This is a genomic window from Streptomyces sp. MGP-P1 (assembly GCF_057766565.1).
On record NZ_JBYMEM010000001.1, the window covers coordinates 1,080,502 to 1,093,663 of the forward strand.

Below are 13,162 nucleotides of genomic sequence, written 5' to 3' on the forward strand. Positions count from 1 at the left end.
CGCGTGAAGCCACAGGAGAAGCAGCCATGACGCGACTCGCCCAGACCGCCGGTCTGAACGACATCCAGTGGGAAATCCTTGCCACGGTCCGGGATTTCGTCGACAAGGAGATCATTCCGGTCGCTACCCGGCTGGAGCACCGCGACGAGTACCCCACGGAGATCGTCGAAGGGCTGAAGGAACTCGGCCTGTTCGGGCTGATGATCCCCGAGGAGTACGGGGGGCTGGGCGAGTCGCTGCTCACCTACGCGCTGTGCGTGGAGGAGATCGCGCGCGGCTGGATGAGCGTCTCGGGCATCATCAACACGCATTTCATCGTGGCCTACATGCTCAAGCAGCACGGCACCCAGGAACAGAAGGACACCTTCCTGCCGCGGATGGCGCTGGGAGAGGTGCGCGGGGCCTTCTCGATGTCGGAGCCGGCGCTCGGCTCGGATGTTTCGGCGATCACGTCGAAGGGTGTGAAGGACGGCGACGAGTACGTTCTCAACGGCCAGAAGATGTGGCTGACGAACGGCGGAACATCGAATCTGGTGGCCGTACTCTGCCGAAGTGACGAAGGCCACCCGGAGGGCACCGCGCCCCACAAGTCGATGACCACCTTCCTCATCGAGAAGGAGCCCGGCTTCGGAGAGGTCCGGCCCGGCCTGACCATCCCCGGAAAGATCGACAAGATGGGCTACAAGGGCGTCGACACGACCGAGCTCATCATGGACGACCTGCGCATTCCGGCCAATCGCGTCCTCGGGGGCACGACCGGCCGGGGGTTTTACCAAATGATGGACGGCGTCGAGGTCGGCCGGGTGAATGTCGCCGCGCGTGGTTGCGGTGTCGCACAACGTGCATTCGAGCTGGGTGTTTCGTACGCGCAGCAGCGTCACACCTTCGGCAAACCGATCGCCCAGCACCAGGCGATCCAGTTCAAACTGGCCGAAATGGCCACCAAGGTCGAAGCCGCTCATGCGATGATGGTGAATGCGGCACGCAAAAAGGACTCCGGGGAACGAAACGACCTGGAGGCAGGGATGGCGAAGTACCTCGCCTCCGAGTACTGCAAGGAAGTCGTCGAGGACGCCTTCCGTATCCACGGCGGTTACGGCTTCTCCAAGGAGTACGAGATCGAGCGCCTCTACCGCGAGGCACCGATGCTGCTGATCGGTGAAGGTACCGCCGAGATCCAGAAAATGATCATTGGCCGACGCCTCTTGGAGGAGTACCGATTCCAGGGCTGATTGTCCCTTTCGGGGTGATTTGGTGGCGAAGAACATCACACCGGGTCACCCTCGACGGGTGCCTTTCCGCCGTCCGACTCGGCTGCTGGCTTGCCCAGTTGCGCCCGGCAACCGATACCATCGCCGGAAAGCCGCCGTCCCCCGTTGCCAGCGCGGCATCATCCGCTACGAAGGTCATTCATGCCCGACAGCACTTCCTCCGCATCCCGCGGCGGGGTCCGCATCGCCCGCGGAGCATCGCCGTGGCTCCTGCCGACCGTCGCCACCGCAGCCCTCAGCCTGGCCCGCGCCCGCAAGTCGGGGCGCTGGGCAGCAGTGGCTGTGCCCACCACCGCGCTCGCGGCGGGCATGCTGTGGTTCTTCCGTGACCCCGAGCGCGAGATCACTGACGGCCGGGTCATCTCCCCGGCCGACGGTGTGGTGCAGAGCATCATGCCGTGGAAGGACGGGCGCACCCGCGTCGCGATCTTCATGAGCCCGCTCAACGTTCACGTCAACCGCGCTCCGCTGGCGGGCACCGTGACGTCGGTCGAGCACATCCCGGGCGGCTTCGTTCCGGCGTTCAACAAGGAGAGCGAGAACAACGAGCGCGTTGTCTGGCACTTCGACACCGAGCTCGGCGACATCGAGATGGTGCAGATCGCGGGAGCGGTCGCCCGTCGGATCGTGCCGTACCTCCCCGAGGGCACGAAGGTGGAGCAGGGCGAGCGCATCGGCCTGATCCGCTTCGGCTCGCGCGTGGACATCTACCTCCCGGAGGGTATCGATGTCGCGGTCGAGGTCGGTCAGGCCACCACCGCGGGGGTGACTCGAATTGACCGTGATTGATCCTGATACCAAGGCCGGCTGGGTGCCGGAGGCCGACGACGAGAACGACGTCGACGGCGCGGAGGACATGCCGCTCTCCATGCGGCTGTCGATAGCGGACACGCTCACGCTCGGTAACGCGACGTGCGGTTTCATGGCGGTGTACTTCACCACCACGGGCATTCTGATCCCGCACCTCACGGGCAGCGACGAGACGGGCATGGCCCGGCATTCGGCCGCCACCGCCGTGATCCTCATGCTGATGGCCGCGATCTTCGACCTGTTCGACGGCCTCGTGGCGCGCAAGCTGCGCTCCTCGCCGATGGGCGCCGAGCTGGACAACCTCTCGGACCTCATCAGCTTCGGGCTCGCACCGGCCTACTTCGTGCTCGTGTACGGCATGGTCGCCGACGACGCCCATCAGCGGGTGTCGGCACTGGCGGCGATCGTCGTCTTGCTGGCGGTGGTGCTCAGGCTGGCGAGATTCTCCTGCGTGACGCTGAAGGACGGCATGTTCCAGGGCATGCCGAGCCCCTTCGGAGCGCTGACGGTCGTCTCCATCGTGCTCCTGGAGCTGCCCTTCATCCCGACGCTGCTCGCCATCGTCGGTGTGGCGTGGCTGATGGTGAGCCGGGTGGAGTACCCCAAGCCGCGGGGCGTCCTCGCGGTGGCGATGCTCGGCTGGATCGTGGCCGCGATGGGGCTGCTCGCCGCGTGGGCGTTCGACGCGCCCGGCGGTCAGCTGCTGCTCCAGACCGGCTGCGCGCTCCAGGTGGTGCTCGGCGCGGTGATCCCGCTGTTCGCCACGGCGCGACGGGTGAACACGTTCCGTGACAACCGGCGCGAGGCGCGGGCGGCACAGCTGCCGTAGCGGTGGATACGTGAAACAGGGCGAGGGCCCCGGATGCTCCCCGGCATCCGGGGCCCTCGTGCGTTCCCCGGCGCCGCGTCAGCCGTCGTCGCGGGGGTCCGGGCTCCAGATCAGCTCGGCGCGCAGCGGGCCCGTCCGGGACAGGACCGCTCCGTGGACGGGGGCCAGCGCGGCGAGCTGGGAGGCATGGCACAGGACCGCCTCGCGCTTGGCCGCCCACTGCTCGTCGGAGAGCACCAGCTCATGGCGGACGGTGAGCCGGCGGGTGCGGTTCAGCTCCTGGTAGGCCGGCCCCCAGTCCTCGCTCGCGGCCAGTGCCTCGCCCGCCCCGGGGGTGCCCCATTCGGGGAGGTGTCCGGTGTAGGGCAGGTCGGCGTACACCCAGGGCTCGGGGGCCCCGGCCGCGGCGAGGACGCGCTGGGTGCGCAGCCGGACGGCCTCGTGGTCGGACTGGTTGGTACCGAGTGGTACGAGCACCCGGGTGCCGGGGGCCAGCGAGCGCAGCAGAGGGTCGAGGCCGGCGGGCTCGTCGCCCTCGCCGACGTACGGGCCGTCGGGGTGGTCGACGAGGACCTGCTCTGCCCCCAGCAGCTCGCAGGAGCGGGCGTCCTCGGCGCGCCGCGCCCGGTACGCCTCGACGGCGGAGCTGAAGCCGCAGAGGGCGTCCCACCCCGAGACCGGGAGGCCGGGGGCCGGGGAGCCGCCGTGGACGGTGACCACCGCGAGGGGGCCGGGCAGGGTGGGCAGCAGTCCCGCGAGGGAGAGGGCGGCGTCGTCGAAGTGCGGCGAGACGACGACGGTGCGCCAGGGCGGGGGTACGGCGGTGGGCACGGTTCCTCCGGAGGGGTTGCGGGCGGCTCGGCGGGCGGGCGGTGAGGGCGCCGGGTGCGGTGGTCAGGGCCCCGGGGCGCGACGGGGGATGTCCAGCGGGGCCAGGGCGGCGTCCCACGCGGCGTCGTCGCCCTCCCAGCGGCCCGGGCTGAGGGCGGCCGTGCCCCACAGGACGCCGGGCGGGAGGGCGGCGGGGTCCGTCGGGGGCGTACGGCGCAGCCACAGCAGGTCGAAGTCGTGGTCCGGGTAACGGGTACGCAGCAACCGGTGCAGGTCGGCCAGTTCGGGGGCGCCGCTCTCGTCGAACGCGTCGTGGTGGACGTACAGGACGCGGGACCGGGACGCGGTCAGGGCCCGCCAGCGGTCGGCGAGGTGGGTGAACTTGGCCCGGACCGCCGGATGCTGCTCGGCGATGAGGGCCGGGGTCAGCGGGGCGCCCTCCGGGGCGTGGAACTCGTGGAAGAAGCGGATGTTGGAGCCCCGGTCCCGCACGCAGGCGCCGTCGCTGAACGGTTCGCCGAGGCCGGGACGGAGGACGTTGGCGAAGTCGGCCTCGATGGTCTCCTGCACGGCGACGAGATCGAGGTCGAGCCAGTCGAAGAAGTGGGCCCGCTCGACGCCGGTGATCCGGCGGAGCTGGTAGGTCGACTCGCAGTGGTAGCCGAGCCCGACGCAGACGTCGTACATCGCGGACTCCGTCAGACGCCGGTGCGCCGCAGCAGGACGCCGATGCTGCCGCGCTTGCTCAGATACGCGCGGCCGCCGCAGACGGCTTCCAGCGCCGGGGCGACGAGCGGCGTCTCGTCGGCCTTCTCCCAGTGCGGGGTGTGCTCCAGCCACGGGGTCAGCCGGGCTGCGAGCGTCTCCGGTTCCAGGGCGACGAAGACCAGGTCGGTGGGGAGGCGGTCGAGCAGGGCGAGGTCCTGGCCGTAGTAGAGCATCTCGACCAGGAGGTAGGCCGCGCCCGGGAGTGCCGGGCGGGCGGCCAGGTCCTCCAGGGACTCCGCGTGAATGTGGGCGGTGTCCCCGGCGTGGGCGGACAGCCGGTGGCGGAAGACCGGGTTGGGTTCGGTCGCGTGGACGGTGAAGCCCTTGTCCACGAGCCGGGCGGTGAGGGCCCCTTCGCAGGCCCCGACCTCGACGAGGGGGCCGCTGCCGGGTGGACGGTGTCCGGCGATCCACGCGACGGTGCTGTCCAGCCGCTCCGCCTCGTAGGCGGACGTGGCGAACTCCCAGGGATCGGGCACCGAGGCGGCGTCCTCGTCGAGGCTGGCCAGGAGCGCGAACAGCCGCTCGCGTTCGTCGGGTCCCGCAGCGAAGAAGCGTTCGGTGGCGTGGACCCGTCCGGTCCGGACGACGTGCTCCTCCGAGGCGGTGCGCAGCAGGTGACCGCAGTGCCGGTTGACGAAGCCGAGCTTGGCTGCGACCGCGGCCCGGTCCAGGGGGCGGTCCAGGTCGCTGATGAACTGGAGGTAGGGCGAGTGGCCGACGGCGTGCAGGACGGGCCGTTCCCCGGCGGCGTCGGCGGCGTCCCGACCGAGACGGCCGCGGCTGCGCCGGGTGTCGGCGGGCGAGTGGGTCCAGAGACGGGCCGGGCCGCCCTGGGCCGAGGCCTCGACGAGGGCGGCCAGCGCCTCGGGACCGGGAGAGGCGGCGTGCTCGTCGACCGGCCCGACCAGCGGGGCCAGGGCGTCGAGCCGTTCGGCGAGCGGCCGGCCCGCCGGGAGCACCAGTCGCTCGCCGGTGTCGCCGCACAGGACGTGGACCTCGGCCTCCTGGCCACCGATCACGGAGAGGAAGTCCAGAGCCGCGTCCTCGGCCCTGAGTACCGCCACGATGTCGATCACGGATGGATCCCCTCAGCAGGACTCGACAGGACATGGTCAAAAGCTGGCGAACCCGGCCCGAAGGCGCGGGGTCCGGAACGAGCTAATCACCGGCACATCCATGTGGTCCAGACCAATTTTCCGCCGATCATGAAGCCCGGAAGAGCGGCCGCCCGAGGCCGGAGCCCCCCACTGGCGCCGCGCCGGAACCGGATTCCCGCTCACGCCCGACGGTGGAGATCCGGCCATCCGCGGTCGGCCTGCATGTCGCTCACCATCGCGAACGCTTCCCCGGTGCGCGGCCGTCGTTCGGGGCGGAGGCGTACGACGCGGTCGGGCTGATCGCCGTCTGCGCCGAGGGCCGGGCCGCCCGCCCTCCCCGCCCGTCAGCCGAAGTCGTCGGGGACGATGCGGAGCTTCTCGGCGATCCGGGTGAGTGCCTTCTGGTCGGTCGCGTTGAGCGAGTCGAGGACGACGGCGCGAACGGCGCGCAGGTGCGTGGGGGCGGCCAGGCGCACGATGTCGAAGCCGGCTTCGGTGAGTTCGGCGAGGGTGTACCGGCCGTCGGCCGGGTCGGGGGTCCGTACGACCCAGCCGCGATGTTCACAGCGTTTGACGACGTTGGACAGCCGGGAGAGCGACCCGCTGGCGAGAAAGGCGAGCTCTCCCATCCGCAGCTTGCGCCCCGGGGCCTCGGAGAGATGACTGAGCACGAGGTACTCGAACAGGGTGAGGCCGTGCTCCTGGCGCAGCGGCGACTCCAGCTTGCCGGGCAGCAGCAGGACCAGGGAGATCAGTCCCGTCCAGGCCGCCTTCTCCTGCTCGTCGAGCCAGCGCGGGTCCTCGTCGTCCTGGTGTTCTCCCGTACCGCTCATGGGCCCTTCCGTGCTGCTCATGGATCTTCCCGCTCCTTCGGCGACATCTGCCATCACTTTGCGCTTGAAGTCATTGCTCGCTAGTATCACTTCACGCGTGAACTCATACGAGAGGATACGCGCATCCTGGCACGCCTCCGCACGCAGCCCGGGAAGCGCCTCCGACGGACAGGAAGAGGAAGCATCATGAGCACAGTCACCTTCGGCGTCACTCCGGGCTTCGGCGAAAAGCTGCACGCGGCCCTCGGCTACAGCGGGGCCGTCCGCGTCGACGACCGGGTCGAGATCTCCGGCCAGGCCGGGGTGGACGACGACCTGGCCATCCCCGACTCACTGGAGGACGAGATCGTCCAGGCGTTCGACAATGTCGAACGCACGCTCGCCACGGTCGGAGCGACCTGGAAGGACGTCATCCACGTGAACTCGTACCACAAGGTCGCACCGGGGGACGACGTCATCGGCGACGACCACAACAGGGTCATGGCCGAGCAGTTCCGCCGCCGCCTCGACGGCCGTGCGCCGATCTGGACCGAGACCGGCGTCACGGTCCTCGGCCTGGCCGCCATGCGCGTGGAGATCCGCGTCACCGCGATCGTCGGCTCCGGGAACTGAACGGCCGCCCGCGCCGAGCGCGCCAAGGAGGCGTACGGGTGAGGAGCACCCGTACGCCTCGCGGGGCCGGAGATCCGGTCAGGAACCGGCGGTGAAGGACTCCGCCGCCGGGGCGACCTCGGCCGGCCGGACCACCTTCAGCCCGCCGACGGCGCTCGCGTCCGGCTTCATGATGACGCTCTCCCGGGTGGACGGGGCCTTCGGGTCCGAGAAGTCGTGCGAGACCCCGAACTCGCTCCCGTACCCCTTGATCGTGAGCAGCGCCTTGCCGATGCCCTCTCGGGTGAGGTCCTTGTCGTCGCACGCCTTCGACAGGGCCTCGCCGAACAGGGAGGCCGCCGTGTAACCGGCGACGACGCCGTTGTCGAGCACGTCCTTCGGGTACTGGGCGGCGTACTCCTTCGCGAGCTTGGCGGGGCCGTCGCCCGGGTCCCCGATGGGGAGCGTGGAGGCGGCGACGTAGTAGTCCTTGAGCAGTGCGGGGGCCGCCTGGGTCTTCAACAGCTGGGGGGCGAAAGCCGAGTTGTTGCCGACGACCGGGACTTCGAAGCCGGTGGCCGCCGCGACGCCGACGAGCGAGGCCGCCTGGCGCGGGCCCGCGCTGACGATCACGGCCTTGACCCCGGCCTGCTTGAGGGCGGCGACCTGGGCCGTCATGTCGTTGTCGGTCGGCTTGATCTTCTGCTCGACGACGGTGAGACCCGCCTCCTTCGCCGCGTGCTTCGAACCGACGAGCGCGTTCTCGCCGTAGTCGCCCTCGAAGTACACATGACCGATCTTGTCGCCCTCGGCGATGCGCTTCTCGGCGAGGAGATAGTGGATGAGGTTGATCGTCTCCACGTCGTAGGTGGCGCCGATGACCCGGATGTACGGGGAGCCCAGCAGATTCGCCGACCAGGCCTGCGGCAGCACGAGGCCCTTGTCCTGGCCGTCGACGCGCTGCTCGACGGCGGCGACGAACGGGGAGCCGATGAACTGGGCGAAGCCCACCACCTCCGGCTCCAGCTCGGTGTACGCGGCGATCGCCTTCTGCGGGTCGTAGCCGTGGTCGCGGACCGCCAGTTCGATCTTCCGGTCGCAGATGCCGCCCTCCTTGTTCGTCTGCTCGACCCACAGCTGCTGCGCCTGGGTGACGCTCTTGCCCAGGGAGGCGTAGACGCCGGTCATGTCGGTCAGCACGCCGAGGGAGATCGTCGAGGAGGAGACCCCGGGGCCCGTCTTGATCCCGCCCTCGCCCTCCTCGCTGGCCTTGCCGTCGGTCGCCTTGCCACTGCACCCGACGAGGGTGACGGCGAGGGTCGCGACCACGGCCGTGAGCACTCTGAGTTTCATGACTTCTCCCCTGGATTCGAAGCCCCTGGATTCGGAGCCCCTAGATTCTTCGGAGCCCTTGGCTTCTTCGGAGCCCCTGGCTTCTTCGGAGCCGCCGGCTTCTTGCGGGCGAGGCCGAGCCGGGCCAGGCCGCCGGGCAGGAACAGGACCACCGCGACCACCGCGGCACCGTACAGATAGCGGGACGCCTCACCGGGTGCCAGCCCGCCCGTGCCGGGGGCGGAGACCAGCGGCAGGGAGTCGCTGTAGTGCGTGAACACCTGCGGCAGCAGGGTGACGAAGGCCGCGCCGATCACGGCTCCGCCGACGCTGCCGAGCCCGCCGATGACGATCATGGCGAGGTATTCGAGGGACAGGATCATGCCGAAGTACTCGGGCACGGTCCGCTGGAAGACCAGGGCCAGCAGGACGCCCGCCAGACCCGCGTACATCGAGGACAGGACGAAGACCCCGGCCCGGTAGCGGGCCACGGGCACGCCCATCACCCCGGCCGCGATCCGGTGGTCGCGGATGGCGTTCATGGCCCGTCCGGGCCGGCCGCGCAGCACGCCGCGGGCGAACAGCGCGCTCAGCAGGAGCGCGAGCAGTCCCGCGTACCAGAGCTTCTCCGAGGAGCCGAACGGGACGGCGGCGACGACGAGTTCGGTGTCGTCGAAGGTGAACCCGAAGACGGACAGCGGCGGTACGGCCCGGCCGTTGTAACCGCCGGTCAGCGAGCCCGCGTTGAACAGGACGTGCTGCCCGATGAAGATCAGCGCGAGGGTCGCGATGCCGAGGTACGCGCCTCGGAGCCGGCCGGCGATGGGGCTGAAGAGACCGCCCGCCGCTCCGGCGAGCAGCACGGCGAGGATCGCGGCCAGCCAGGTGGGCAGCCCCAGTCCGGTCAGCGTGTGTCCGTTCTCCGTGCCGCGCTCGCCCGCCAGGACGCAGTAGCCGTACGCGCCGACGGCGAGGAAGAACGCGTGGCCCATGGAGAGCTGCCCGGTGGCGCCGGTGAGCATGTTGAGCCCGATGGCGCCGATCGCCGCCGCCATCGCGAACAGCCCGGCCTGGAGCCAGAAGCGGTCCAGGTAGAAGGGGAGGACGAGGAGCAGGAGGGAGCCGATGAGGACGGCGTACGTACGGGGCCGGCGCAGCCGGTCGGCGCGGCCCTCGGCGCGGACGGGGGCGCGGGCCGGTGCGGCAGGGGCCCCGGGAGCGGGGGCGGCTGCGGCGGTGGTGTCAGACACGGGCCAGCTCCTTCGTGCCGAAGAGGCCCGCGGGCCGGATGAGCAGGACCGCCACCATCACGAGGTAGGGCGCCAGGTCGCCGATGCCCCGGCCGAGGAAGGCGAGGTCGCTCTGGTAGCCGGTGGCGAGCGACTCGGTGACGCCGACGATGAGTCCCCCGGCGAGCGCCCCGGTGGTGGAGTCGAGCCCGCCGAGGATCGCGGCGGGGAACGCCTTGAGCGCGGCGAGCGAGGTGGCGCGCTCCAGGCCCGGGGTCGGGAACACGGTGAGGAAGAGGGCGGCGACGGCGGCGAGTGCCCCGGCGACCGCCCACGCGGCGAGCGAGACCCGCCCCAGCTTGATGCCCATGAGCGCCGCCGTCTGCGGGTTCTCGGCGGCGGCCCGCATCGACACGCCCCACGAGGTGTAGCGGAAGGCGAGCAGGAACACCGTGATCAGCAGCCCGGCGGCGAGGAACGCGGCGATCCGGGTCTGGGCGAGGGTGATGCCGCCGACCGTGACGACCTCGTTGCCCCAGGGGTCTCCGAGGGCGAGCACGTCCGTGCCCATCCGGCGGGTGAGTTCGGTGATCAGGAGGATGTCGACGCCGATGGTGACGATGGCCAGGACACTGTGGTCGCTGCCCCGGTAGCGGCGCATCACGAAGAACTCGATGCCCGCCCCGACGGTCGCCGCCCCCGCGATCCCGACGAGCAGCGCGGGCCAGAACCCGATGTCGTCGTGGAGCACGGCGGTGACGTAGCCGCCCGCCAACAGCAGTGACGCGTGGGCGAAGTTGACGACCTCGGTGGCCTTGAAGATGACGACGAACCCGAGCGCGATGAGTGCGTAGACCGAGCCGATCGACAGGCCGCCGAGGAGGAGTTCGAGGAACGTGCTCATTGAGGTGCTCCCAAGTAGGCCTGGACGACGGCCGGGTCCCTCTGGACCTCGGCGGGGCGCCCCGGCGATCCGTCGTCCGAAGTCGAGTACGGTCACCGCGTCCGCGAGCCGCATCACCACCCCCATGTCGTGCTCGACCAGCACGATGGAGATGCCGAGGCTGTCGCGTACGTCGGCCACCACGGCCGCGGTGCGCCGGCGCTCGGTCGCGGTCATCCCTGCGATCGGTTCGTCCAGCAGCAGGACCTTCGGCTCCATGCACAGGGCGCGGCCCAGCTCGACGAGTTTCTGCTGCCCGTACGGCAGTGAGCCCGCCGGGCGCTCCAACTCCGCGTCGAGGCCGATGAATTCGGCGATCTCGCGGACCCGGTCGCGGTGGCGTCGTTCCTCCCGGGCGGCGGAGGGCAGCCGCAGGCCGGTGGCGACGAACCCGGAGCGGGTCAGCCGGTGGCGGCCGAGCAGGAGGCTGTCGGCGACGGTCGCGTGCGGGGGCAGCGCCAGGTTCTGGAAGGTGCGCGCGACCCCGAGGCCCGCGATGGTGTGCGGCGGGAGTCCGGTGAGTTCGGTGTCGCCGAGGCGGACGTGTCCGGAGGTGGCGCGGTAGACGCCGGACAGGACGTTGAAGCAGGTGGACTTGCCCGCGCCGTTGGGCCCGATGAGGGCGTGCACACTGCCGGGTTCGACGGTGAAGGAGACGCCGTCCAGGGCGGTGAGCCCCGAGAAGCGGACGGTGACGTCCTCGACGGCGAGTGCGGCCGTCGTGCTGCGCGCGGAGGCCGTGGCAGTGGTGGTCACGCGGACCACCTGCTCAGGGTGCGGCGGTTCCGGGCGGCCGGGTCGGCGTCCGCCGCCGCGTCCTCGTCGACGACGCCGAGGTAGCGGCGGCGGACCTCGTCGGACGCGGCGAGTTCGTCGGCGGGCCCGGACAGGGCGACCTCGCCGACGTCGAGGACGTACGCCGTGGAGGCGAGCCGCAGCGCGATCGCCGCGTTCTGCTCGACGAGCATGACGGAGGTGCCGGCCGCGTTGATCTCTCGCACGGTCTCGGCGATCCTGGCCGCCATCAGCGGGGCGAGGCCGAGCGAGGGCTCGTCCAGCAGCAGCATGCGGGGCCCCGCCATCAGGGCGCGGCCCATCGCCAGCATCTGTTGCTCGCCGCCGGACAGCAGCCCGGCCCGCTGGTGCGCTCGGTCGGCGAGCACCGGGAACAGCTCGTGGACCCGGGCCAGCGCGGCGCTCGCTTCCTTGCGTCCGCCACGTGCCCCGAGGGCCCCCGCTCGCAGGTTGTCGGCCACCGTCATCCGGGCGAAGACCTGTCGGCCCTCCGGCACCTGGACCACTCCGGCGGCCACCACCTGGGCGGGCCGCAGCCCTTCCAGGGGGCGGCCGTCGAACCGGATGGTTCCGGTGCCCGTCCCGCGGTGGAAGCCGAGGGTCCGCGAAACGGCCCGCAGCAGCGTGGTCTTGCCCGCGCCGTTGCCGCCGAGTACGGCGGTGATCCCGCCGTCCGGCACATCGACGGAGATGTCGCGCAGCGCCCGGACCGGGCCGTAGCCGACGGACAGCCCGCGGATCTCTAGCGTTGCCATGCGTCCTCCTCCTTCCGCCTTGTCGTGTCGTGCTCGTCTGTCGTCTGGTTGGTGGGGGTGATGCCACAGACCAGCACCGGGCGGGACGTGCGTCCACGGCGCGGGGCCGACTCGATGCGGGCGACCAGCGAACGAAGGGCCTCGTTGTGCACGCGCACAGAGGCGGTGACGGGCGGGCGCCCGCCCGTCCGGCCGCTGGCATCCTCATCGGTCATCAGGAACGCCCGGACCGGGGGACGGAGCGGCGGATGCGGTGTGGGACGCGGTACGGGGCGCTGCTCGGCCCGCTGCTGGCGGGCGGGGCGCCGCCGGACCTGGTGGAGCGTGCGGCGCGCGGCCTCGGGCTGCCGGACCGGGGGCGTTACGCGGTGGTGGTGCTGGGCGCGCCCGTACCGGAGGCAGCGGTGGCGGAGGGCGCGGACGCGGACGGGGCGCGCTGGTGGTGGTGCGGCGCGGGGGACGGGGACGTCGCGGTGGTGCTGCTGGGTGCGGCGGGGCCGGCCGGGGCGGTGGCGCGGCTCGGTGAGCACGGTGCGGGGCCGGGAGGCATGAGTCCGGTGGTGGGCTCGCCGGCGCGGCTGGGCTCGGCACGGCGGCTCGCGGGCACGGCGCTGCTGACGTGCGCGCCCGGCAGCCGGGAGGTCGTACGGCTCGACGAGCGGCTGCCGACGGCCCTGCTGGTGAGCGGCCCGGAGCTGTCGGCGAGGCTCCTCGCGGAGGTGTTCGGTCCGCTGCTGGCGCTGGTTCCGGCGGAGCGCGCGGTGCTGGTGGGGACGCTGGAGGTGTGGCTGGAGTGCGAGGGTTCGGTGGGGCGTGCCGCGGTACGGCTGCGGTGCCATCGCAACACGGTGTTCAACCGGCTGCGGCGGCTGGAGCGGTTGACCGCGCGCTCGCTGTCCCGGCCGCGTGAGCTGGTCGACCTGGTGCTGGCGCTGGACGTGCTGAGGCTGTCGTCGGCGCCACCGTGAGGCGGGGGGCGTGGGCGAGGTCCGAGAACCCGGCGTACGGAAAGGGGCCCGGCGTCTGTCCCCGGGTCCCTTCCCGTGCTCTGCCCGTACGCCTGACCCGCGGACGC

The 13,162-nt window shown here is 71.3% G+C and carries 13 protein-coding genes and 1 pseudogene; 5 read left to right on the forward strand and 9 right to left on the reverse strand.

The genetic code is table 11. The features are described from left to right. Nucleotides 1-26 precede the first annotated feature (26 nt). The 3 genes from AC3CH1_RS04860 (at nt 27) to pssA (ending at nt 2,910) form a co-directional block, all read left to right on the forward strand. Nucleotides 27-1,232 (forward strand): acyl-CoA dehydrogenase family protein, encoded by a 1,206-nt coding sequence (locus AC3CH1_RS04860; protein WP_488461716.1) that lies wholly within the window; start codon nt 27-29, stop codon nt 1,230-1,232. Between the two features lie 180 nt (nt 1,233-1,412). Further along, nucleotides 1,413-2,060, forward strand: coding sequence for a phosphatidylserine decarboxylase (locus tag AC3CH1_RS04865; RefSeq protein WP_003965076.1), 648 nt, complete (start codon nt 1,413-1,415; stop codon nt 2,058-2,060). 22 nt (nt 2,061-2,082) lie between these two features. Continuing rightward, the gene (gene pssA, locus AC3CH1_RS04870; RefSeq protein WP_403769487.1) at nt 2,083-2,910 is read left to right on the forward strand and encodes a CDP-diacylglycerol--serine O-phosphatidyltransferase; all 828 of its coding nucleotides are present in this window, start codon (nt 2,083-2,085) and stop codon (nt 2,908-2,910) included. Between the two features lie 78 nt (nt 2,911-2,988). Here pssA and AC3CH1_RS04875 read toward each other — a convergent pair whose 3' ends face one another. The 4 genes from AC3CH1_RS04875 to AC3CH1_RS04890 all read right to left on the reverse strand — a co-directional run bounded on the left by AC3CH1_RS04875 (nt 2,989) and on the right by AC3CH1_RS04890 (nt 6,463). Then, nucleotides 2,989-3,741 carry a PIG-L deacetylase family protein gene (locus tag AC3CH1_RS04875; RefSeq protein ID WP_488461717.1) on the reverse strand — a complete coding sequence of 251 codons (753 nt, stop codon included), beginning with the start codon at nt 3,739-3,741 and terminating at the stop codon, nt 2,989-2,991. 63 nt (nt 3,742-3,804) lie between these two features. Continuing rightward, the gene (locus AC3CH1_RS04880; protein WP_488461718.1) at nt 3,805-4,428 is read right to left on the reverse strand and encodes a DUF1796 family putative cysteine peptidase; all 624 of its coding nucleotides are present in this window, start codon (nt 4,426-4,428) and stop codon (nt 3,805-3,807) included. 11 nt (nt 4,429-4,439) lie between these two features. Next, a complete protein-coding gene (locus AC3CH1_RS04885) occupies nt 4,440-5,588 on the reverse strand; it encodes a class I SAM-dependent methyltransferase (protein ID WP_488461719.1) in 1,149 nt (382 codons plus the stop codon). 365 nt (nt 5,589-5,953) lie between these two features. Continuing rightward, nucleotides 5,954-6,463 carry a MarR family winged helix-turn-helix transcriptional regulator gene (locus AC3CH1_RS04890; protein ID WP_488461720.1) on the reverse strand — a complete coding sequence of 170 codons (510 nt, stop codon included), beginning with the start codon at nt 6,461-6,463 and terminating at the stop codon, nt 5,954-5,956. 165 nt (nt 6,464-6,628) lie between these two features. Between AC3CH1_RS04890 and AC3CH1_RS04895 the strand changes: the two genes are divergently transcribed. Then, nucleotides 6,629-7,054, forward strand: a complete 426-nt coding sequence (locus AC3CH1_RS04895) for a Rid family hydrolase (RefSeq protein ID WP_279569510.1) — start codon at nt 6,629-6,631, stop codon at nt 7,052-7,054. Between the two features lie 78 nt (nt 7,055-7,132). Here AC3CH1_RS04895 and AC3CH1_RS04900 read toward each other — a convergent pair whose 3' ends face one another. From AC3CH1_RS04900 to AC3CH1_RS04920, 5 genes and pseudogenes are all read right to left on the reverse strand, one after another. Further along, the gene (locus AC3CH1_RS04900; RefSeq protein ID WP_488461721.1) at nt 7,133-8,386 is read right to left on the reverse strand and encodes an ABC transporter substrate-binding protein; all 1,254 of its coding nucleotides are present in this window, start codon (nt 8,384-8,386) and stop codon (nt 7,133-7,135) included. Continuing rightward, the gene (locus AC3CH1_RS04905) at nt 8,383-9,615 is read right to left on the reverse strand and encodes a branched-chain amino acid ABC transporter permease (protein ID WP_488461722.1); all 1,233 of its coding nucleotides are present in this window, start codon (nt 9,613-9,615) and stop codon (nt 8,383-8,385) included. Before AC3CH1_RS04905 ends, AC3CH1_RS04900 begins: the two co-directional genes overlap by 4 nt. After that, entirely contained in the window at nt 9,608-10,498 is an 891-nt protein-coding gene (locus AC3CH1_RS04910) for a branched-chain amino acid ABC transporter permease (protein ID WP_488461723.1), read from the reverse strand. Before AC3CH1_RS04910 ends, AC3CH1_RS04905 begins: the two co-directional genes overlap by 8 nt. Continuing rightward, nucleotides 10,495-11,293: pseudogene (locus AC3CH1_RS04915) on the reverse strand (ABC transporter ATP-binding protein). The gene AC3CH1_RS04910 and the pseudogene AC3CH1_RS04915 overlap by 4 nt, the downstream one beginning before the upstream one ends. After that, a complete protein-coding gene (locus AC3CH1_RS04920) occupies nt 11,290-12,087 on the reverse strand; it encodes an ABC transporter ATP-binding protein (protein WP_488461724.1) in 798 nt (265 codons plus the stop codon). Before AC3CH1_RS04920 ends, AC3CH1_RS04915 begins: the two are co-directional and overlap by 4 nt. 248 nt (nt 12,088-12,335) lie before the next feature. Between AC3CH1_RS04920 and AC3CH1_RS04925 the strand changes: the two genes are divergently transcribed. Beyond that, nucleotides 12,336-13,055, forward strand: coding sequence for a PucR family transcriptional regulator (locus AC3CH1_RS04925; RefSeq protein WP_488461725.1), 720 nt, complete (start codon nt 12,336-12,338; stop codon nt 13,053-13,055). Nucleotides 13,056-13,162: the final 107 nt, after the last annotated feature.

Excerpts from the sequence above, each read along its gene's own strand:
- AC3CH1_RS04900 (WP_488461721.1), bottom strand. The coding sequence starts at position 8,386 with ATGAAACTCAGAGTGCTCACGGCCGTGGTCGCGACCCTCGCCGTCACC.
- AC3CH1_RS04860 (WP_488461716.1), top strand. The coding sequence starts at position 27 with ATGACGCGACTCGCCCAGACCGCCGGTCTGAACGACATCCAGTGGGAA.
- AC3CH1_RS04880 (WP_488461718.1), bottom strand. The coding sequence starts at position 4,428 with ATGTACGACGTCTGCGTCGGGCTCGGCTACCACTGCGAGTCGACCTAC.
- AC3CH1_RS04925 (WP_488461725.1), top strand. The coding sequence starts at position 12,336 with ATGCGGTGTGGGACGCGGTACGGGGCGCTGCTCGGCCCGCTGCTGGCG.
- AC3CH1_RS04920 (WP_488461724.1), bottom strand. The coding sequence starts at position 12,087 with ATGGCAACGCTAGAGATCCGCGGGCTGTCCGTCGGCTACGGCCCGGTC.
- AC3CH1_RS04910 (WP_488461723.1), bottom strand. The coding sequence starts at position 10,498 with ATGAGCACGTTCCTCGAACTCCTCCTCGGCGGCCTGTCGATCGGCTCG.
- AC3CH1_RS04890 (WP_488461720.1), bottom strand. The coding sequence starts at position 6,463 with ATGAGCAGCACGGAAGGGCCCATGAGCGGTACGGGAGAACACCAGGAC.
- AC3CH1_RS04895 (WP_279569510.1), top strand. The coding sequence starts at position 6,629 with ATGAGCACAGTCACCTTCGGCGTCACTCCGGGCTTCGGCGAAAAGCTG.
- AC3CH1_RS04865 (WP_003965076.1), top strand. The coding sequence starts at position 1,413 with ATGCCCGACAGCACTTCCTCCGCATCCCGCGGCGGGGTCCGCATCGCC.